Source organism: Mucilaginibacter sp. R-33, from assembly GCF_049949235.1.
In the GTDB taxonomy this organism is placed as follows: domain Bacteria; phylum Bacteroidota; class Bacteroidia; order Sphingobacteriales; family Sphingobacteriaceae; genus Mucilaginibacter.
Window position 1 is genome coordinate 2,532,744 of record NZ_CP188089.1, and the last position, 21,052, is coordinate 2,553,795.

Genomic DNA, 21,052 nt, shown 5'->3' on the forward strand with positions numbered 1-21,052 from the left:
AGCGTTCGTTACAGGGCAGGTTTAAGCTATCAGGGGTTTTGCTTAAACGAGAAGCTGTTTCAATGACTGAAGATTTTCCAGTGCCGCCCCGGCGGTATTATTGAAGTACACGTAAACTGTTTTACCCTCCTGCTGCCATTCATTGATATACGATGCGTATTCAGAAAGGAAACTTTCACTGTAACTTCCTTTATAATTGCCCGATGGGCCATGAAATCGCAGATAAACCAGTTCATCGGCAGTGATTTCCATGGGCGTGGCCGATTTGGGCATATCCTGCAGTACCATTGCAGCCTGGTACCAGTTTAAAAGTTCAAAAACTTCATCCCTGTACCAGGACGGGTGACGAAATTCGACGGCGATGGGCCAGGTATAAGGTTTAAGCGTCTCCAGTAATTCTGTTAATTGAGGAAGTGCACCCGCCTGCAGGCTTGGCGGAAACTGAACAAGCAGACAGCCCCGCTCAGTTTCCGGCAAATGGATAGCCTGCATAAAACGGGTAACCTCTTCCTCATTAAAAAACAAACTTTTTTGGTGCGTGATCCCCTGCCACAGCTTGAAAGTGAAACGAAACCCCTCGGTTACTTCCGTTGCCCACCGGGCTATGGTTTTTGCCTGCGGGATTTTATAAAAAGAGCTGTTGATCTCTATACTGTTTTCCTGCAAAGCATAATAACCCAGCCGCGACAAATGGCTGTATTCAGGGGGAAAATCCCGCCTGGGCCTGTCGATTTGTAAGCCACTGGTACCTCCAAAAAATAGTCCTTTCATAGGTCAAGTATGATATACCAATGATTGTCATCGTCAAGGGCATAGGCCAGGCCGTCACTCATTTCATAAACATCACGGCCATGTTTTTGACTAAAGTAGATTTTCTCATCACGGATAATAGTCCCGTTGTTTTCCACCCGCAGAAAAAAAAGCAGTGCGCCTATATTCGGCGCAACATCTTTAAGGTGCCTGGCCTCCCCCTCTTTTACAAATGCCGAACTCATGCCTGTTTCAGTTTGGCTTCCATACTTTGGGTAGTGTGCGGAACCGCAAGCAGGCGTTCCTTTGGTATCAGTTTACCGGTAGTACGGCAAATGCCATAAGTCCTGTTTTCAATGCGCATCAGCGCGGCTTCAAGCTGCTCGATGAATTTTTTCTGGCGGGCGGCCAACTGGTTGATCTGTTCCTTTTCAAAAGTTGCCGAACCATCTTCAAGCGTCTTGCCCGCAATTGCGGCATCATCCCCGTTGGTGTTTGAAGCGCTGAGCGTACCCACCAGTTCTTGCAGCTCTTCGCGTGCCATGCCGATCTTTCCTTTGATCAACGTTTTGAATTCATTTAATTCGATATCAGTGTACCGTGTTTTAGTAGTTTCGTGTTGCATGATTGGCTTAACAAACATATGCATAAATGGTTGGCATAAATGTGATATGCTATATAAACCTGTTCAAACCGTTAATCCCCAACCCTTTGGATTAACCCTAACAGCACTTCCCCGCGGGAGTCGACTATATCAGCTACACCCTCTCCTAATTTAATTAAATAATTAAAAATATTCTTCAAAAGAAACCATTACGCATTTGCACTGTATTTAATGGTACAAAATCTATGCAATGACATTAATCAATCTTAAACGAGATGGTACCAGGAATAGCCCCTGGCAGTCTCTCAGCAGTTCGTTAGCCAGGGTTAGGCCCGAAGATAAAATATATGATTGCCTCATTGTTGGCGCCGGAATCACTGGTATGACGGCGGCGCTACTATTACAAAAAGCAGGCAAGGCTACCATTATTACAGAAGCGCATAATACCGGTTTTGGGACAACCGGCGGCACCAGCGCGCATATCAATACTTTTGCTGATACTACTTACAGCGAAGCTGAAAGTGCTTTTGGCGAGGAAGGCGCACAGGGTTTTGCAGACGCGATCAATGAGGGGTTCGAACTGATTAGGACCAATATCGATATCTATGGCATCAAGTGCGATTATGAACCGAAAACCGGTTACCTGTATGCCGAAAATGAAGACGAAGTGAAAATGCTGGATGACATATACCAGGGTGCTACCAAAGTTGGCGTTCCTGTAAAATATACTGACGAAGTACCGACACCTGTTCCTTTTCAAAAAGCTTTGGCTTTCGATGGCCAGGCACAATTTCATCCCATACAATATTTAAAAGGATTACTAAAAGCTTATTTGGAAGCCGGCGGCACCTTATTAGAAAATACGCTTGTTGAAAAAATAGTCACTGAAGATGAAATACATAATGTGCAGGCCGGTGAAAATAAGATCAGTGCAAAAAATGTAATCTATGCCACCCACATGCCGCCGAATATCAATGTACTCAATTTCGAATGCGCACCTTACCGCAGTTACGTATTGGCCGTTAAACTCCATAGTGGAAAATATCCTGACGGACTTATTTATGACTGCCAGGAACCATATCATTATGTGCGGACACATGTAATAGACGGACAGGAATTATTATTGATTGGCGGGCTGGATCATAAGACGGGGCACGAAGAGCCGGAGAAATCTTTTGGCGACCTTGAAAAATATGCACGTAAGTATTATAATGTATCATCGGTGAAATACCGGTGGTCAAGCCAGTATTATGTACCCGTAGATGGCCTTCCTTATATCGGCCGGATGCCTTTAGTGGCCGATGGTATTTACTGCGCAACCGGTTATAATGGCAACGGCATGATGCTCGGAAGTGTTGCCGCCCAAATCCTTGCCGACCTGGTAAGCGGCAAAGGCAGCAAATATGAAAAACTGTTTAATCCGGGCAGAATAAAACCGATAGACGGGTTTAGCGAATTTGTAAAAGAAAACGCCGATGTAGCCTACCACTTTGTGGCTGATCGCCTGAATATTAAAAGTACCGATTCGCTGAACAGGTTAAAGCCTGGCACCGGCAAAGTGGTTGAAGTAAACGGAAACAAAATCGCCGCTTACCGCGATGACGACGGCGCCATACATGCCTTAAGTCCCGTTTGCACTCACGCCGCCTGCATTGTTAGCTGGAACAGCGAAGAAAAAAGTTGGGATTGTCCTTGCCATGGTGCGCGCTACGATATTGATGGCAATGTATTAACCGGGCCAGCAACCAAAGGCCTTACGAGGATAATCGATGATGAAAACTAAAGAAATTTTAATTTCGGGAGTCACCGGCACTACCTTCATGACGCTGTTCAGCTATCTTGTATCGCTGGCCGATGGCGAAAACTTTAGCGAACCAGAGCGACTGGGGCAGCTAACCGGCCGCCTGATCCCTAAATTAGATAAGCAGCAAAGCCAGGCGTTAGGCTGGCTGGGGCATTACGGCGTAGGCCTGCTGTTTACGCTCGTTTATGTAGAACTATGGCACCGCGGTAAATTAAAACCTGACCTTAAAACAAATCTTTGGTTGGGTGGCCTAAGCGGGCTGTTAGCTGTAGCTGTTTGGAAAACGACCTTTAAAATGCACCCGTTGCCCCCATCCCTCAACTTTAAAAAATACTATCTGCAACTGATACCAGCACATATTGTGTTCGCAGTTTTTGCCGGCATTGGTTATCACATCTCACAAAAAACAACAAGCTATGCTACAAATGATTAATAATCTCCCGCAGCACGTGGTAGGGATTTATGCCAGCGGCGAAGTAACCCGCAACGATATGGAGACCATACTGATACCCAAGATACAGGAGCTGAAAAACCGCCAGGGTGAAATTAACTATTTGCTGGTATTGGGAACAGGCGTGGAGAATTTTACGCTGGCGGCCTGGTGGGACGACCTCAAACTTGGGCTAACCAACTTTACAAACTGGCACCGTATTGCAGTAGTAACCGACCAGAAAGGTGTGGAATGGTTTACGGACCTCTTCCGGTTTATGATACCCGGCAAGTCGCGCGGTTTTTCACCCGATCAACTGGAGGAGGCCAAAGCCTGGGTTAGCGGGGAAGAAATATGAAAGACCTGGCACAACGCTTTCCCGAAAACCCTTTGCTGCTGCCAAAAGATCTTGCTCCCAGTCGCGAGGGTTTACAAATTATCAGCCTGCTTAATCCCGGCGTTTTTAGGTATGGCGGTAAAACCTGGCTTATTGTAAGGGTAGCCGAAGGGGTTATGCAGGAGGAAGGAGTTTTATTTTTTCCTGCCCTGGATGCCATGGGCAATACCGAGATCATCAAAGTGCCGCTTAACGACCCCGACCTTATCGCTACCGATGCCCGGGTCATTAACTACAAGGGGTTGGATTATCTCACTACAGTTTCGCATTTACGTTTACTGGCCAGTGACGATGGGATCCGTTTTACTGAACAGGAAGGCTATCCGCCCTTATTCGGAAAGGGATACCTGGAACGTTTTGGTATAGAGGATTGCCGGGTTGCGCAGATAAATGACACTTATTACCTCACCTATACCGCTGTATCTGACAGCGGCGTAGGTGTAGGCCTGCTAACTACCACCAATTGGCAGCACTTTGAAAGCGGCGGAATGATCCTGCCTCCGCATAATAAGGATTGCGCAATTTTTGAGGAAAAGATCGGCGGAAAATATTACTGTTTACACCGGCCAAGCAGCAAAGAGATCGGCGGCAATTATATCTGGCTGGCAGAGTCATCAGACAGCCGGCAATGGGGCAATCACCAATGCCTGATAAAAACCCGGCCCGGAATGTGGGACAGCGGTCGCGTTGGCGCGGGCGCGGCACCTATCCGTACGGAACATGGCTGGCTGGAGATATATCATGGAGCAAATGCTGAACACCGTTATTGTCTTGGAGCTTTTTTAATGGATATTAACAATCCATCAAAGGTTATCGCCCGAAGTGGTGACCCGATTATGGTGCCAACCGAGGCTTATGAGCTTAGCGGGTTTTTCGGTTATGTTGTTTTCACTAACGGCCATATTGTCGATGGCGACCGTTTAACCATCTATTATGGAGCAGCCGATGAGTTTGTTTGCGGCGCACATTTCTCTATCAGTGCCATCCTCCAAACCTTAATTTATTATTAAAATAATAAATTACAACAAAACAAAACCGTATTTCCGGAGGTTTTTATAGAGTCTGTAATCGACAGGCCTGGATCAAGTAATCATGGCAGAAAATAAGATTAAAGAATGTAGTAAACGGATAGCTCAACAGGGGATGACCATTGCTTTTGCCGAAAGCGCTACGGCCGGCTGGCTTTGTTCGGAGTTTGCACTTACCGACGAATCCGGCCAGGTGCTCAAGGGCGGGATCGCCTGCTATGATGCCGATCTCAAAGTATCCCTGTTAGGAGTACCGAAAGGATTGATTGATCAGTTTACACCAGAGTCGATGGAGGTGACGAGGGAAATGGCATACCGCCTGGCACATCTTATCCCATCCGACATACAGGTAACCGTTACCGGGCTCACTACACCCGGTGGCAGCGAAACCCCGGAAAAACCGGTTGGAACTATGTTTGTATATGCGCTGATCCATGACAGGCACCTCAGTTTTCGAAAAGTATTTCAGGGATCATGCGAAGAAATTATTCAGCAAACTATCCAGGCTACCGCGGAGATGCTGATCAGGGGGCTAACTCAATTTAATTATCATCAACATATATCTACTATGGCAACAAAAAACAACAAAAAGACCGCAGCAGCGGCCAGTCGCAGTCCGGAAGCCGAGAGCGCGCTGAAAGAACTATTCATCGACGAGATCAAGGACCTTTATTGGGCCGAGAAGCATTTGGCCACCGCTCTGCCCAAATTGATCAAGGGAGCTACCTCAGAAGATCTGAAGCAAACTATCACCACCCACCTGGAAGAAACCAAAAACCATGTAACCCGACTGGAAAGCGTATTCGAGTCTATTGGTGAGAAAGCTTCGGCTAAAAAATGCCTGGCCATGGAAGGTTTGCTGAATGAAGCAACAGAATTGCTGTCAGATACCGACAAAGGCACCGAAGTACGCGACGTAGCGATCATTTCAGCGGCACAGAAAGTGGAGCATTATGAAATCGCGTCATACGGCACCTTGCGCACGCTGGCCGGTACATTAGGCTATAGCGAAGCGCAAAGCCTGCTTGAGGAAACCCTGGCCGAGGAGAAAAATGCCGATGCACTGTTAACCCAGGTAGCTGAAAACTATGTAAATGAAGCCGCAGCAGCGGAAACAGAATAAAACAAACCGATTGTTAGGGCGGCTTTCGCCGCCCTATTTATTAACCTTTTATTTTAGTGCTTAACCGAAAATTGCAGCAGGGACTTTGCGTTGGGAATAGCTGCCACTGCCGCGTCATTGTTAAAATAACACCATGCTTCCCGGACTTCCGGTTTTGAATTAATCTCATCGGCAAATTTCCGTAATTGAGCATCACTATAAGATGAGCGGTATAAATCCGGAACACCGTGAAAACGATAATATACCACAGGGCCGGTTACAACAGACTTATCCGGCAGTTCGGGATGGCTCATACCGCAAAAAGAAACACCACGCTCCCTAAGCCGTGAATAAACATCTTCCTGCCACCAGCCCGGGTGCCTGAATTCCAATACATTACTAAAGCTGGGATCCAATTGCGCCAACACGCGTGCCAAACGTTCTTCATCATAATGAAAGCGCGGCGGAAACTGGAACAATACAGGCCCTAACTTTTCCTGTAAACCATCGCGAATGGTATCATAAAAACTCGTGATCATATCCACGGTTCCGTGAAACTGCTTAAAATGGGTAATAGCCTTGGGGGCTTTCACCGCGAAGCGAAACTCAGCCGGCGCTTTTTCGTACCAGGTACGCAACATAGATAATTGCGGAAAACGGTAAAAGGTTACATTTAATTCCAGGGTACGGAATTGCCCGGCGTAAAACTCAAACCAGCGTTTTTGCGCCAACCCTTCCGGGTAAAAAGTATTTTTCCAGTGACGATAGTAAAACCCTGAACATCCTATATGCCAATCCATACATATCATTTTTTAATGGCGCTGATATCGCCATTCCGTTCCATATACACCTTGTCTATCTTTTCTAAATCTTCAGTAAGTGCAGATTTGCGTACACCCTGCATGACATCTTCGCGGCAAACCAGTGCCCGTTTCATCCGCTCTTCATCAAACCGGCCGCCACGAAAAAGCGGGATCTTCTCCCCTTCTACCCAACTAACTAAAGGACTGTTACGTGCAATAAGCCAGCCCAGCAGCCGGTGTAGCAGAACGATCACAAAGCAGCAAACAATAACCGGTACAAAAGCCGAGGCACCAACCACCGCCCTGCTCATAACAGCCCCAAGCGAAATACTGACGATATTATCAAGCGGGGTACGTAACCCAAAAGAGCGACGTCCTGAAATGCGGATCAGCATAAGCGCGATAAAAAAGATAACAACGCCGCGGCTACTCATTTGCAGCGCATTCAGGTCCTTCCCCTCTCCAAAAACAGTGATCAATAACTTTTCCATAACTCAATTTTTTAAAGGTCCGCTGCAAACAACTACGGGCTTGACGTTTTGGGCCGAACGATACCTTACCGCCAGCCAAATGTCCGCTGCAACAAACCCAATGATGATCAAAAATCTTATTTTGCTTATCATAATCTCAATAACTGACGCGCCACCGGCGCTTCCAGGTATCCGGTTACTCTGACCTCTTATTACTCCTGGTATAACGTTTTGATTTATTTTGTTGATTTACCCGCGCGGCATCAATAGAATGTGTTTTGGTAAGGTCACTTTCTTTTTGCGCCAGTTCGGACAAACGGATATAAAATTTGTATAGGTGATCCAGCTCCTCTTCACTCAGGTCCTCAATATTAACCATCCTGTTACTGGTACCTTCATGAGAAGCCAGCAATTCATTCAGTTTTAAATGGACGGCTTTCGAATCCTTATTCTGCGCCTTCTGAATAAGGAAGACCATTAAAAAAGTAATGATGGTTGTGCCGGTATTTATAATAAGTTGCCAGGTTTCCGAGTAGTGAAATACCGGCCCGGTAACAGCCCATATCACTATGGTGGACGCGGCTATAATAAAAGCGGCCGAACTGCCGGTTGCCGCGGTAGCCCAGTTAGAGAACCGCTCAAAGTAATTGATTTTCTTTTTCATGTTATTTCCAGCTAATAGTGATTTCGGCATTGCCGGGTATTAAATATTCAAAGTGGCCGCCTTTGATTTTTTTTCCGTCGATAGGCTTCTGATTAACACGCACTTCTACCCCTGGTAATTTACCGGTACTGCTCTTAACCACCATCAGGCGGCAGTCGATGCGATTATCGCCCGCCATGCGGACATGAAGATAATCTTGCTTCCTGGTGGTAAATCGGTAAACAGGATAATCAGTGAAGATCATGAAAGGCTGATCAGGTATACGGATATAGTGGCGCGGCAGGATCCCGAAAGCGTTGCCTGCCCCATATACTTCCTGACCTACCTGCCCTGATTTTTCCCAGCCGTCGTGTAAATCCTCAAGCGCGATCCACAGGTTCGGATCAACCTCTCCTATTTTGGGCTTTTCCTGGAGCATTTCTTTTGGAAGCATTGTTGGGTAATAATAAGCGGCTCGGTCTACAAGGTAACGGACATATTCGGTTATCAGGAGGCGTACTGATGGTAAAATCTCAATATCCTGGGCGTGGCGGAGGTAGTCATGCAGCGCGCAGAACACTTCCTGCTCTTCGTATACTGCCGTATAAGGAGCATCATTAAGCGGGAACAATGCAAAAAATGTCGGAAAGTTTTTTCCATAGCCATAATCACAGTCCCACAGCTTCACGTTGTTAAACACACCAGCCAGGCACAGGTAACTAAGCTCGCGGTAAATTTCTTTTTTGGTGATTTTATATAAGCGCAGCATTGCACCAGCTGAAAAGGCGGTATTGTTGGCCTGGTAGAACAGGTCGAAACCCTGGCCGCGCAAATGCATAGCGGCTTTTTCCGCTTCGGTTAAATAGCGTTTTTCGCCCGTAAGCTCCCAGGCCTGCAGCATGACATGGGCATATAAACCCGGCACATCCTTTTCACCTCCTTTGCCTGGCTGCGTTTCGGCTTTCACTACCTCAAGGGTATCTACTTTATAAAAAACCGGCCATTTGTAATTAAAATGATGCGCCACCCGTATCGAAAATTCCAAAGAATCTAAAAAGAGTTTGCTGGCAACCTTATCGCCTTTCAGCGCAAGACGCGACAGGTTTAACAAAGGGTGGTGCAGGTACCAGGAATCCATAACCAGCGGTTGTTTTTGCTCCTCCTCACCTTCCAGCGTATCGGCTACTTTTGGGTGCCAGCGCATTATGGTGCCGTATTTTTCACTATAGAATGATGGCAAGCCGGCTTTAACTTTTTTCATTACTTCCAGTTCCGCGCCGCTCCATTCCACATAATCAAGTAAAGGAAGCAGTACCGCCAGTTGCACCATGATTTCGGGAGGAGTGGCATAGTCTGATACATAGGCGTTAAAATAATGATGACCATCAAGTTGTACCCAGCAGCCCGGGCTGTCTATCAGGTCCTTTAGTCCTTTGCCAAGTATGTCGGGCCAATGAGTATAATTGGTTGCCGGTTTGGGTAAAGCCAGGTAAACTTCAGCCAGCAGGTTGAGATATTGCTGAACCATAGCCGCCTCATCAGCAGGCACTTCTTCCGAAAAAACAATAAAGGCATCACTCAAAGTATAGCTTTTACCTGCTGCCAGAGGTTTATTTTTAATGGTGGGCGGCAGGGCAAAGCCGATTTCAGGCCATTCGCCCCCTACACTATCTCCTGCGGAGGTTTCGGTTTGCTGGTTGTAACCGGCCAACGCGGTTAGATTTTGCAGGTACAATACCGAACCCGCTTTTGGCCGGCTCATACTAAAATAGAGCTGTCCCGAACGCGTACCAACCTGCCTGGTATGTATTTCTCCGTCGGCCATGCTTTCACTTCCGCCGGAACCAAGCGGTACAATGTCGCGCGGCCAGTAAGGGAACAATAAGGTGGAGGCCGGCGTTAACCTGGTGGTGTAATGAAGTACGGGCCGGTTTTCTGTGGGTAGCGTCAAAACAACTTCGTAGTCGCCCAGTAACGAGCCAATCTTCAATCGCACGTCGTTTTTCCTTTCTTTTATTGCGATCTGTAACCTGTCGTTTGGTGAATAGGCCAACCGGAAAGCAATCTGGCTGCTATTTGGCCATCCGGCCACCAGCCAGCAGCTGTCTCCAAGGTCATATATTTTAAAATCATAACTACCTGCTGTGGTTTTATATACCGGAATAAGGTCAGGCAAATGCAGGGCGGCTTTGGTATTCCTGAGCCAGGGTGATGCGTTCATAGGTTTAAATCGATTAACAATTAAAAAAATCGCTGAAAAATATCTTTTAAATGATAATTAAAACATCGCTTGCTGTTTTAAGTTTTAATTATAAAACTATCAGTCTATGAAAAAGTTAATTACACCACTATTCTTAAGCCTTTGCCTGTTATTGAGCAGCTGTGATGCCATTGTCGGTATTTTTAAAGCCGGTGCTGCCGTGGGCATTTTCGCGGTAATCGTCGTTATCGCGGTCATCATCTGGGTTATCTCATTGTTTCGCGGCCGCGGCAATTAACAGGTAAATCATGGAAAAAGAGCTGCAGAATTTCAAGATCGCCCGCTTCGCGCTTAATGCCCGTTATGATGACATCGGCGAAGCCTCCATCGAACAACTGAAACGCCATTTGCTTGATGCTTTGGGATCGCTGATCCACGCCGGTAACAAACCTGCCATCCAAAAATTATTGAGGCAATTACAGGTTATGGGTGAAGGCGGCAAATGCAAGGTGCCGCTTATGGAAAACTTACCCTATGACCGGGCGGCGCAACTGTACACAGCGCTTATCCGTTACCCGGATTTTATGGATAACTTTATGGGCAAGGAAGCTACTTGCCATCCCAGTGATAATATTGGGCCGCTGCTGGCGGTAGCTCAGTTTGGGCCGGTATCAGGTAAGGATTTCCTTGCTGCCATGGCCGTGGCGTACCAGATAGAATGCCGCCTCGTGCTGGAAATTCCAGTCATGAAGGAAGGCATCGATCATACCTTGCTTTTAGGCTACTCAATGACGGCTGGAATTGCCCGCCTGTTAAACCTGACTGAACAACAAACAGCTCATGCACTGGGCATTACCGGCACTTCAATAAGCCCCATGGTAAGCAGCCGGGCATCATATACCTATGAATGGAAGGGGTTTGCATCTTCTTTGGACGCACTGAACTGCGTTAACATCTGTTTCCTGGCCCGAGAAGGGATGACCGGCCCGGTGGCCATTTTTGAAGGCCCCAAGGGCTTTGATGATGTGTTTGGTATGAGGCTGGATTATGACTGGGATAGAGAGACCTTTGAACTGCTACCACGCTGCGTATTGAAGAAATATAATGTAGAAGTACATGCACAGGCCACACTGGAAGCCCTTGACGAGCTGCGCAAACAGCAGCAGGTTAACCCGGAAGAGATTGAAAGCGTTGAGCTGACCACATTTTTAACTGCCTATCACATCATAGGATCCGGTGCTTACGGCAACCGACAAATTGTAGAAACTAAGGAACAGGCTGATCACAGTTTATTTTATGCCGCCGCAGTGCTCCTTCTGGATGGCGAAGTTTATCCCGAACAATATGAGCCGGAAAGAATTAAAAATAACGATGTACAGCAATTGCTAAAGAAAGTGAAAGTAAGTACGGGCTTCCCGCTTCATCAACCGCTGATAGTTGCTGGTATCCTTGATCCTTATACCGTTGCTTATCCCGATAAAATGAAAACCAAGGTGGAGATCAGCCTGAAAAACGGCCAAACCCTAACCAGGGAACAGGAAGATTACCATGGCTTTTTTACCCGTCCGTTTACATGGAATGATACGATTGAAAAGTTCCGGCGGCTGAGCAACAATATTGTATCCGCAGAAATGCAGGAGCAACTGATCGGCACTGTTCGTAACCTCGAAAACATTCCCGAAATTTCAACCTTAATTAACCTGCTGGCAGCTATATAAAGAATTTATTTGAGCCACTATGGCAATTGCAGGGCTATGTCACAGCCGGAGATTTACGGCATGGCGCCAATCAAGCGGCAAAATGGCGCACATGATTAATGAGCTCATTCACATCAAAAGGCTTGGCCAGATAATCATTGGCGCCGCATTGTTTTTCGTGCATCGTATGCAACCCGTGACTTGCCGAAACAATAATTATAGGTATATCCTGCATACCTGGGTCATTCTTCAAATGTTTACAAATATCGCGGCCATCCATATCGCCCAGCATAACATCCAGCAACACAACATCTGGTCGTAAAGCCTGTATGGCTTCAAGGACGTCATGACCATTATCCAGTTCGGTCACCGCATATCCCTCCATTTCCAGGATCAGGTGCATTAATTCACGAATGTCCTTATCATCATCAACAACCAGGACTCTCTTCTGATAAGAGGCAATCATTATAGTTCTAAAAGCTACGTTTTAACATAGCTCCTTTCACACAAACATCATGCCCTGATATCGGAGGATTATTGAAAAATAAGTAGACACCCCATCTTCCGACCTGTTTAAAGCGGCCTTAAACAGCAACCAACTCTTCGTTTTCTATTGGCACAGTAAAACAGAACGTACTTCCTATCCCGGCCTTACTTTCAAACCATATGGTGCCATTGTTTCTTTCCACAAGCTCTTTACATAATAACAGCCCAAGACCGCTTCCTTTTTCACTGGCTGTACCAAAAGTAGTATATGAGGTATATTTGTTAAATATTTTTGATTGTGCTTCTTCAGGGATACCTTTCCCGTTGTCCCGAATCTTCAATATCCCAAAAGCCTCGCTTTTTTCCGCGGTTACGGTAACATGATCACCCGCTTTTGAAAACTTTACGGCATTCTCCAATAAGTTCCTGATCACAATATCAATCATAGTTTCGTCTCCGAATACCATCACGGGCTCAGCCATCTCCTCACTTGTTATTACCACTTTCTTTTCAGCGGCCCGTTGTTTCAGCAGCATAACATTTTGATCAATTAGCTTTCGCAGATCAAAACCGGCAGGGTTAAGTTGGATTCCGTCTAACTGGCTTTTTGCCCAGTATAGCAGGTTTTCAACCAAGCTGGAGGTTATAATCAGGGTCTCATCTATCTTTTCAATCCAGTAATCGCTTTCTTCTTCCGACAGGCTTTTTTCCTTTACAATATCCATCATATGGCTGATGGTATGGATCGGTCCCCTTAAATCGTGCCCGATAATTGAAAACAGGCGGTCCTTTACGTGTACAAGTTCTTCGAGGTGAAGATTTTGCTCAGATATGTTTTTATTTTGCAGAGCCAGTTGCTCACTGAGCTTCTTTTTTTGCATGTAATTTCTGAGCAGGATAAAAGCGAGCAATACTAAAAGTATGGTGCCCGCAGTTAAAATATCCCGCTTCAGGCTCACTTTCTCCAGTTCTTTCTGACCTATAATTTTATTTTTATTCAGCAAATCAATTTGCTGTTCCTTTTTTTCCAGCTCGTAAACAGACTGCATATTTCTGATAGTTTTCAGTCGTTGTTCGGTTTTCAAACTATCGTTCAAAGCCACTTCAAGGTTACGATAATACAGCGCCTGTTTATAATTACCTGTTTTTTTAAGGGTTAAGTACAATACGTTATAGGCAGTTTGAATAAGCTCAACAATGCCGGACCTCTTGCTTTCTTCAAGAGCTTTTTGTGCATAAAGTGTACTGGAGTTGTATTTGCCTGTATAATAAGATGTAAGTGCCAGCCCGCCATGACAGTATGCAACATCTTCATCATCACCTTCTTTTTGCGCGATATCAAGCGCCTTGTTTAAATAATCTTCGGCCAGCCGGTAATTTTTCTTTGTAATATAATTTTCGGCGATATTATACATGGTGGCGGCTATATAGATGGGGTTCTTTATTCGTTGAGCTATGGCTAACGCTTTTGAATTATAGGCAATAGCCGAATCGGGTTTTCCTTTTTTCTTAAATATTTCGCCAATATTTACCAATGGGCTGAAAGTGCCTTCATGTGCGGAGTCATTTTGCTTCAGGGCTATGTTGTAAGCTTGCTGGTTATAATAAAGCGCTTTTGAATAATCCTCCATAGAGGTGTACAGGCCGGCGATATTATTATATTCATTTCCGCTTAATCCTTCCATGCCCAGTTTTTCACTTATGCGCAGGCACTGTAAATGACTGTTAAGAGCTTCAGGCCATCTTCCTTTGTATCCAAGGGCTACCCCTTCTGCAAGATATGCCAAAGCTTTGCCTTTTTCAAAATTGATCTTTTTCGCAAGCTCAAGGGATTTTTGCGCCATCAACAATGCGCTGTCTGCATTTTTGCTCCAATACAACCTTGAAATAGCGTAATAGATCTTTACCCTGTCGGTGTCGTGTTTTGCTTTATCGAGATTTTTAATTTGCGTATTTATGCTGTTAACCTGGGCCTGGCAGGGTGACGCGCCCACAATCGTAAATCCACAGCAAGCCAGGATACCATGCATAATAACACACAGCGTATATAAACGAAGTTTACTAATCGTTGCAAAGCCGAACATTGATATGTTTTCTAAATGTTTATATAATGGTTTATTCCCTGACACTTTATGACCTGCTCAATATCCCCCTGCGTGTTAACGACCGAAGGCATGTTGCTTTTTGTGCAGGCGGATTGCAGTAAGAATAAGAACTAATATGAATATATAAATAGTCCAGGTATCCAGCGGACAATTATTATCCAGCGGGTCGCTGTCATCACACGGTGCGCCCGGATCATCGGCAAACAGCAAAATGGGGCTGATAACCAGGTACAAGGTCAATAATATCTTACTGACCCGGTAGATTGTTTTGCAGAGGTAAAATTTCATTTTTTATTAAATTTTTTAATCCCAATCAGCCTTTTGGTTGACTTGTCCGAAATCTCAACAATGTAGTTTCCGGGCAGCAGACTGCCTACGTTCTGTTGTATATTATTGCCATCCGTTTCCCGGTAAAACATTACCTGGCCGGTTATACCGGTTACTTTAAGTATCACCCTGTCTGGTGCATTTCTATTGATCTTAATATAAAGTTCGCTGTTAACCGGATTAGGATAAAGTGTAATTTGCTCATTAATAATGCCAGGTGCATTGAAGCTTACCGCTACTATTTTGCTATAGCTGATCGTATTAAAAGCATCATTTTGCTGCAAGCGGTAGTAATTGGTTCCTGCTGACGGGAACCTGTCTATATAAGTGTAAGACCCGCTGCCATTGCTTAACATAGATGTTAAAAGAACAAATTCCTTTGAGCCGTCCTGCCTTTGCAGTGTAAAGCCGGACAAGTTTCCTTCATGCTCAGTTCTCCAGGTTAACTGAATACCGTCTTTAACCGGGCTTGCCTCAAAACTCAGCAACCGGTAGTTTAATGAACTTTTTTTATGAAATACGATTTCGAACCTGTTTGCACCGTAGCTGGTTGTATCTGTTTTGTTGATATTGAACGGATAACGTTTATACTGGCTGAAAAGCAAAGAATCCTTTTTATAATGATCAAGCAGATATATGTCATATCTTGAATCAAGCGATTCAAACCCCGAGCCGGAAATTGTATCAGTGGTTGCCGAATTATTAACGTTCACAAATAACTTAACCCGGGTAGTGGAATCTATAACATTCATCCTGTTAATGGCGAGCATATTTGGACTCCTGTATCCGTAACTGGCCAGTGTCGAAACATTTCCAATCCCGTTTAACCGGTCTGAATCATAAAAAGGCTCATATTCGTTTTTGGATCCGGGATCAAATAATACCATGATCTCATCCGTATTAACCGAATCAGATGAGAGTTTCACCCGCATTAACTGGGGCCTGGCTAATGCCTGGCTTTTTTTGCTCATCAACATATAAAGGGTGCTCCCCAAGGAGCTGGGTTGCACCGTTGTTTTGGCTGCTTCATTAAAAGTCAATGAAGCCGAGGTTGTAGTAGCCTGCACAAAAAAGCCCTGCCCGCTTGCAATGTAACGGGTTGCATTATTGGTGCCAATGCCCCCCGGGATCAAAGCGGTATAAGTACCATAATTTTTATTGGTATAATTGAAAACATATATGGTAGCAGATACACCGGGGCCGTAAATACCGTTTGTTGAACTGCTTTGCGAAAACGTATCCCAATCAATAGAAGAGGCATATGGGTTGCCTACCAGGTTATAACCGGTTTGTGCTTTACTTAAAGTGGTGCTGCTGCTGTTCCACCATAGTTTTACCGGGATGCTGCCCTGGTTTAACGTACCGACAGCTACCATCGTTGAAGCATCCGGGTCAATATAGCTTCCGCCAAAGCGGTATTGTTTATTCAGTGCTGTTGTTGAGGTAACATTGTTAACATTATTTCCGGCATAATATAACATGTAGCCGTTACCTACCGGAAGTGTTGTTGTTGCAGTGGTGGTGCCTGTGCCGGTATAATAAGATATGGTGTTACCCGAAATGCCTGTTAAGCCCTTAAAATTTCCGGAGTTAAAAGTAGTGCTGCTTGCAGGCAGGTTCTCTTTGTATAAATAAACCGTAGAGGCGGCGTTGGTGACAGTAAATCCACCCGCCGTCCCGGTTGGGCCGGCAACAAAAACCCCGGTGAAATTGCCTGAATTGGCGTTCAGATAACTAAGGTTATAGGCACCTGTAGTGGTATTTACCGGGGAAGACAGAAGCCGGTAATTGCGGGTATTGGTAGCAATAGTCCCGGCCTTGAAATAACGTTCTGCATATACTGTTCCTGTAATACTGTACCCCGTAGGGATAGGATCGACAGAGGCCGTTTGAGATACACTGCTTTTGAGTACCATAATGGCCCCGGAGGCAACCGCCAGGTTCCCCTTGGTAATTTTGAGCTCGCTGTAAATATCAAGTGTATCACTATTAACCGTTATTGTTCCACCTGCCGAATTATTCACCTCCATAGTGCTTACATGCGCATACCCTGTAGAAGCTGCACCATTGTAGCTTTGGGCGGCACTGGTCCCATTCCAGGTTATCTTTGATGTGTTTAAATTATTCCAATCTATTTTTCCGGTGTCCTGGTTATAGATATTACATCCAACGCTTAAATTTGCCTGAAGGCTTATTGAAGCCGTACCGCTTAGTGTTAACCCGTATACCGAGGCATCAGAGTTAATTGTAATACTTTTTCCTGTAGGGATAATTAAAGTAGCTGTACCGTCAAAGGCAGGTGCCTGGTTGGTGGTACCAGCGGTGGTGTTATCCCAGTTGCTGGCATCGGTATAAGTCCCAGTAACGCCTTTATAAGTATAGGTTAGCGCGCCTGGTATACTCGCAGCATTAGTGACATTAACAGAGGTTGTACCAACAGTAGTAAACGTTACCGGGTTATTTTGATTTACATATTCTGCCTTAAGCCAATCGGCCGTTTTTGCAACATTGGAAACGCGTGGTTCATCAATTACCCCGTTAAAATAATAGCTGTTCCCCCCTTCTCCTACTCCAATATAAAAGCTTGTATTAGCCGAAGGATTATTGATAGTAGTTAATATTTTATATTGTGTTCCATCAACGTATGTACTGAGGGTCGTACCTGTATAAACACTTTGTATATAATGCCATGCGCCGCTGGCAAAAGCCGTTGGGTTGGGGATACTGAGCCGGTTTGTTGCGATACCCGATTCCGATTCAGGGATGTTATTAGTATAGATTCCCATTTTATAGCCGCCGCTAAGCCCTCCTGTGGCGTCCTGGTTTGTCATTACTTTTTGATCCAGGCCTGTAGCCCCTAATTTAACCCAGGCAGATAAGGTGAAGGGGCCTGTAACAGATACGGCATTGGTTGTAATTTTTTTACTTGATCCGTTAAAGCTGTAAGCCGTACCGATTTTACCGGTAACAAGGTCTGCCGAGGTCATCCCGCTGGAGGTGCCCGTATGCCCTCCCGCGGTACCATCAGCAACCGAACCCGTATAGCTCGATTCATTAAAATGAAATACTGCCAGGTAATTACTTGCCCAGGTATTTGCAAAAAATGCCGTATTGTGTGTTACCGTAGGTGATTTTGAACCGTAATAAAAAGATATGATATTGTTGGTAGCATAAGTTAAAGTAGGTATTTGTACCCAGACCAGCAGCGTTCCAGTGGTTTGGTTATAGCTTTCAACCTGGTAATACAACTCGCTGCCGCCACTTACAAATGCAAAATCGTAATTGGGACCGTTGGGATTTTGCACCTTATCCGCACAGGCATTTGAAATAATCAGGTTATTATCCTGTATGCTGAGTAATGCCGGAAAATTGGTAAGATTTGATGTGATGCCAAGCGAGGTTGTATTTAATGTGATGGTTTCACCAAAAGCATAATTACCATAGGTACCCAGGCTTACAGTTACATTTTGTGTTGATGACGACGAGCAGCCCGTAGCATTGGTTACAGTCAAAGTAATTGTTTTTGTTCCGGGCGTAGTCCATTGTACCGAAAACGGTCCTTGCCCGGTACCGGTTGAGGGTGTGCCTCCACTAAAATCCCAACTATAAGTTGAAGTTGAGGGGTCAGTCCCTGTATAAGTGACAGTTGCGTTTGAGTTAATATTTACCGAAGACGTCGCTGTAAATGCTGTTGAAGGGAGTGCATTTACAACCGCGGTTACATTTAATTGCGAGGTACAGCCATTTGAACCGGTTACAGTAAGTACATAAGTGCCCGCATTTGCTGATGTAACATTGCTGATGGTAGGATTTTGAGAGGCAGATGTAAAGCTGCCCGGCCCCGACCAGGAGTAGGTAGCGCCGCTTACTGTATTGGCCTGGAAAGTAAGCGTGCCCCCTGAACAAACCGGGGCGCTGCCTGCACCGTATAATGTATACACTTGAGCCGCAGTTAACTCTGTTTGATAAACAGCTATGTCATCCAATGAGCCGTTAAAATAATAACTGGATGGTGCACCCGGCCAACTTGCTAAATTGTCATAAGCAACCCGCCAATAACCTGTGTAAGCTCCTGCTGATGTCATCGTAGGGTCACTGGCCTGCAGTGCACCATCTACATACAGGTTGGCCCCATTAGTAGATGACATAGTTACAACTGCATGGTGCCATGCACCATCAGCATAGGATGCAGTAGTGTTTATTGTATTATATGTACTGCCAGGTTTAACCCCAAAGTATAGTTGTCCGCTGCTATTCATATAAATATGACGATCGTAACCCAAGATACCTGAGCTTGACCCAAATTCTGACGAACCGAAACCGACCAGCTTACCTCCTGCCGAACTTGTTTTAAACCACACACTGATAGAAAAAGTTTGCGGACTAATTAGTATAAGGCTGGAAGTAGCCATGTACTGACTTGAACCATTAAAACTATAGGCGCTGCTTGCTGCTCCATAACGATCAGTAGTAAGTGTGGGAGCATTCTGAGGTATTCCGTTATTTAAGTTACCGGAGGCATCATTGGCATTGCCGGTAAAAGGATAGGAAAGATATAAACTACCCGTAGTGGGTGCAGTTGATATAACAGGTTTGGCATTTACAGTTGCAGTTACGGCGATGCGTGGCGTGCTTGTTGCCCCGTTTTGAGTGTAGCTTACATAATAAGTGGTAGTTGTTGTTAGGGTTGGTGTAGTAAAGGTTGAGCCCGTTCCTAAAGATGAGCCGCCGGTAAGAGCTGCATACCAGTTATATACCCCGCCCGACGGGGAGCTTCCTGAAGCTGAAAGCGTTACGGTGCCCGAACCGCATGTTGAGCCGCCCGTACCTGTAGGTGTTGTAGGGTTAACCGTAATAGAAAATGTATTACTGGTACCTGCACCACTGGCATTATAGCCCGTTACAGTATAGTTGGTGGCGGCCATCGCTGCTGTCGGGGTACCGCTGATGCTGCCTGTTGAACTATTAAAGCTTAAGCCGGCAGGTAAGGATCCGCTCAGGAAAAAGCCACCCGTTGGGGTAGATTTATTCATCTGGTTGGCATAATAAGCCGAGGTATACAGTACGCCTTTACTGTCAATAGCAATCCCTTCAGGATCTGTAAGGGCTTTACTGGTAAGTAAGGTACTGCTTTGATTGTAAACATAAACTGTATTGGTAGCTGCATTGTCGCCCACATAAAAATTTCCGGCGCCATCAATGGTTATGGCTTGCGCTGATGTATACCCGCTAAGAAAAATAGATTGAAATGTTCCGGCCGAGTTATATTTTGTTACGTTCCCGGTGCCGTTATTTAACACGTAAATATTACCGGATGCATCCACAGCTACTCCAAGAGGAGTGCTTAAATTAGTAGTGGGCAGCGATAGTAACAGTGTACCGCTGGTGTTGTATTTTTGCACCGTAACGGCACCCTGATCGGCGATGTAAATGTTATTCGAATTGTCGATGGTCATTCCCAAAGCATAATTTAAGCCGCTGAGTATGGTTGACTGGTATACACCGCTTGAATTATATTTATATACGCTCCCCGTGCCCGGAGTGGCGCCAAGGTTTAATACGTAAGCGTTACCCGATGAGTCAAAAACCAGGTCTTTAGGGAGAGACATGGTAGCGCCGGTACCGAAGGTCCCCTGGTAGGTACCGCTTGAATTATACTTACTGATGGTATTGTTACCCGTATTGGTCACATAAATATTGCCGGCTGCATCGATAGCTACACCGCGGGGATTATTTAAGGTAGCGCCCGTAAGCGCCGTAGCCGCGCTATAACCTATCGCGCTAACGCCGTTAGTAACCGTAGGTGTCAGGGTAGTAATGGCTGTGCCAACTGTATAGACATTGGATGAAGTATAGGTAATGACCGGAATCGCGGCAAAAATGTTATTCCCCAGCAATATTAAAACAACCGATAGTAAAAAGTAAGCATGACGCCCTCTCATATTCACAGGTAAAAACGTTATTAAATAATATCTTTAATAATATCCCACCTTTATACGACCAGTCAAAACAATTGGTTTAGTTATTTACAGAAAATCAGCTATTTGAGCAAAGTATTATAGGCACGAGATCAACACTTAAACATATGCTTAATAATATGAAAGCTAATCCTCCGATAGACGCGCAGGAAATAAGCTATGGAGCGACTTCGGCTTTACTGCCTGATGAGCAGCGAACAGGATCGCCTTAATTTTCAAAGATTGTTA

General features: G+C 45.3%; 18 protein-coding genes. 7 read left to right on the top strand and 11 right to left on the bottom strand.

Translation table 11 applies throughout. The features are described from left to right. Window positions 1-42: 42 nt before the first annotated feature. Genes ACP26M_RS10650 through ACP26M_RS10660 form a run of 3 tightly spaced genes read right to left on the bottom strand, consistent with a single transcriptional unit; the run spans window position 43 to window position 1,375 of the window. A complete protein-coding gene (locus ACP26M_RS10650) occupies window positions 43-771 on the bottom strand; it encodes a DUF72 domain-containing protein (RefSeq protein ID WP_426588672.1) in 729 nt (242 codons plus the stop codon). Next, on the bottom strand, window positions 768-995 hold the full coding sequence (locus ACP26M_RS10655) for a hypothetical protein (protein ID WP_090525124.1): 228 nt from the start codon (window positions 993-995) through the stop codon (window positions 768-770). Before ACP26M_RS10655 ends, ACP26M_RS10650 begins: the two co-directional genes overlap by 4 nt. After that, complete coding sequence (locus tag ACP26M_RS10660) at window positions 992-1,375, bottom strand: TraR/DksA family transcriptional regulator (protein ID WP_426588674.1); 384 nt, start codon at window positions 1,373-1,375, stop codon at window positions 992-994. Before ACP26M_RS10660 ends, ACP26M_RS10655 begins: the two co-directional genes overlap by 4 nt. Window positions 1,376-1,604: 229 nt before the next feature. Between ACP26M_RS10660 and ACP26M_RS10665 the strand changes: the two genes are divergently transcribed. The 5 genes from ACP26M_RS10665 to ACP26M_RS10685 all read left to right on the top strand — a co-directional run bounded on the left by ACP26M_RS10665 (window position 1,605) and on the right by ACP26M_RS10685 (window position 6,136). Further along, on the top strand, window positions 1,605-3,137 hold the full coding sequence (locus tag ACP26M_RS10665; RefSeq protein WP_426588676.1) for an FAD-dependent oxidoreductase: 1,533 nt from the start codon (window positions 1,605-1,607) through the stop codon (window positions 3,135-3,137). Beyond that, window positions 3,124-3,591 carry a hypothetical protein gene (locus tag ACP26M_RS10670; protein ID WP_426588678.1) on the top strand — a complete coding sequence of 156 codons (468 nt, stop codon included), beginning with the start codon at window positions 3,124-3,126 and terminating at the stop codon, window positions 3,589-3,591. The genes ACP26M_RS10665 and ACP26M_RS10670 overlap by 14 nt, the downstream gene beginning before the upstream one ends. Continuing rightward, window positions 3,575-3,946 carry an STAS/SEC14 domain-containing protein gene (locus tag ACP26M_RS10675; protein ID WP_426588680.1) on the top strand — a complete coding sequence of 124 codons (372 nt, stop codon included), beginning with the start codon at window positions 3,575-3,577 and terminating at the stop codon, window positions 3,944-3,946. Before ACP26M_RS10670 ends, ACP26M_RS10675 begins: the two co-directional genes overlap by 17 nt. Then, window positions 3,943-4,995 carry a glycoside hydrolase family 130 protein gene (locus ACP26M_RS10680; protein WP_426588682.1) on the top strand — a complete coding sequence of 351 codons (1,053 nt, stop codon included), beginning with the start codon at window positions 3,943-3,945 and terminating at the stop codon, window positions 4,993-4,995. The genes ACP26M_RS10675 and ACP26M_RS10680 overlap by 4 nt, the downstream gene beginning before the upstream one ends. 82 nt (window positions 4,996-5,077) lie before the next feature. Then, complete coding sequence (locus ACP26M_RS10685; protein WP_426588684.1) at window positions 5,078-6,136, top strand: DUF892 family protein; 1,059 nt, start codon at window positions 5,078-5,080, stop codon at window positions 6,134-6,136. Between the two features lie 53 nt (window positions 6,137-6,189). On the opposite strand, the gene ACP26M_RS10690 is transcribed toward ACP26M_RS10685, so the two are convergent. The 4 genes from ACP26M_RS10690 to ACP26M_RS10705 form a co-directional block, all read right to left on the bottom strand. Beyond that, a complete protein-coding gene (locus tag ACP26M_RS10690) occupies window positions 6,190-6,915 on the bottom strand; it encodes a DUF72 domain-containing protein (RefSeq protein WP_426588686.1) in 726 nt (241 codons plus the stop codon). A gap of 5 nt (window positions 6,916-6,920) precedes the next feature. Further along, window positions 6,921-7,409 (bottom strand): DUF421 domain-containing protein, encoded by a 489-nt coding sequence (locus ACP26M_RS10695; RefSeq protein ID WP_112655007.1) that lies wholly within the window; start codon window positions 7,407-7,409, stop codon window positions 6,921-6,923. 175 nt (window positions 7,410-7,584) lie between these two features. Next, window positions 7,585-8,052 (bottom strand): low affinity iron permease family protein, encoded by a 468-nt coding sequence (locus tag ACP26M_RS10700; RefSeq protein WP_426588688.1) that lies wholly within the window; start codon window positions 8,050-8,052, stop codon window positions 7,585-7,587. Between the two features lies 1 nt (window position 8,053). Beyond that, window positions 8,054-10,252 carry a hypothetical protein gene (locus ACP26M_RS10705; protein WP_426588690.1) on the bottom strand — a complete coding sequence of 733 codons (2,199 nt, stop codon included), beginning with the start codon at window positions 10,250-10,252 and terminating at the stop codon, window positions 8,054-8,056. A gap of 106 nt (window positions 10,253-10,358) precedes the next feature. On the opposite strand from ACP26M_RS10705, the gene ACP26M_RS10710 reads away from it, so the two are divergent. Both ACP26M_RS10710 and ACP26M_RS10715 read left to right on the top strand, forming a co-directional pair. Further along, window positions 10,359-10,529, top strand: a complete 171-nt coding sequence (locus tag ACP26M_RS10710) for a hypothetical protein (protein WP_426588692.1) — start codon at window positions 10,359-10,361, stop codon at window positions 10,527-10,529. A gap of 10 nt (window positions 10,530-10,539) precedes the next feature. Next, complete coding sequence (locus tag ACP26M_RS10715; RefSeq protein WP_426588694.1) at window positions 10,540-11,949, top strand: MmgE/PrpD family protein; 1,410 nt, start codon at window positions 10,540-10,542, stop codon at window positions 11,947-11,949. A 70-nt stretch (window positions 11,950-12,019) separates the two neighbouring features. On the opposite strand, the gene ACP26M_RS10720 is transcribed toward ACP26M_RS10715, so the two are convergent. From ACP26M_RS10720 to ACP26M_RS10735, 4 genes are all read right to left on the bottom strand, one after another. Beyond that, window positions 12,020-12,394: a response regulator gene (locus ACP26M_RS10720; protein ID WP_426588696.1), complete on the bottom strand. Its 375-nt coding sequence runs from the start codon at window positions 12,392-12,394 to the stop codon at window positions 12,020-12,022. Window positions 12,395-12,512: 118 nt separating this feature from the next. Beyond that, window positions 12,513-14,498 (bottom strand): tetratricopeptide repeat protein, encoded by a 1,986-nt coding sequence (locus ACP26M_RS10725; protein ID WP_426588698.1) that lies wholly within the window; start codon window positions 14,496-14,498, stop codon window positions 12,513-12,515. Between the two features lie 75 nt (window positions 14,499-14,573). Then, complete coding sequence (locus tag ACP26M_RS10730; protein ID WP_426588700.1) at window positions 14,574-14,807, bottom strand: hypothetical protein; 234 nt, start codon at window positions 14,805-14,807, stop codon at window positions 14,574-14,576. Further along, window positions 14,804-20,788 carry a DUF2341 domain-containing protein gene (locus tag ACP26M_RS10735; RefSeq protein WP_426588702.1) on the bottom strand — a complete coding sequence of 1,995 codons (5,985 nt, stop codon included), beginning with the start codon at window positions 20,786-20,788 and terminating at the stop codon, window positions 14,804-14,806. Before ACP26M_RS10735 ends, ACP26M_RS10730 begins: the two co-directional genes overlap by 4 nt. Window positions 20,789-21,052: the final 264 nt, after the last annotated feature.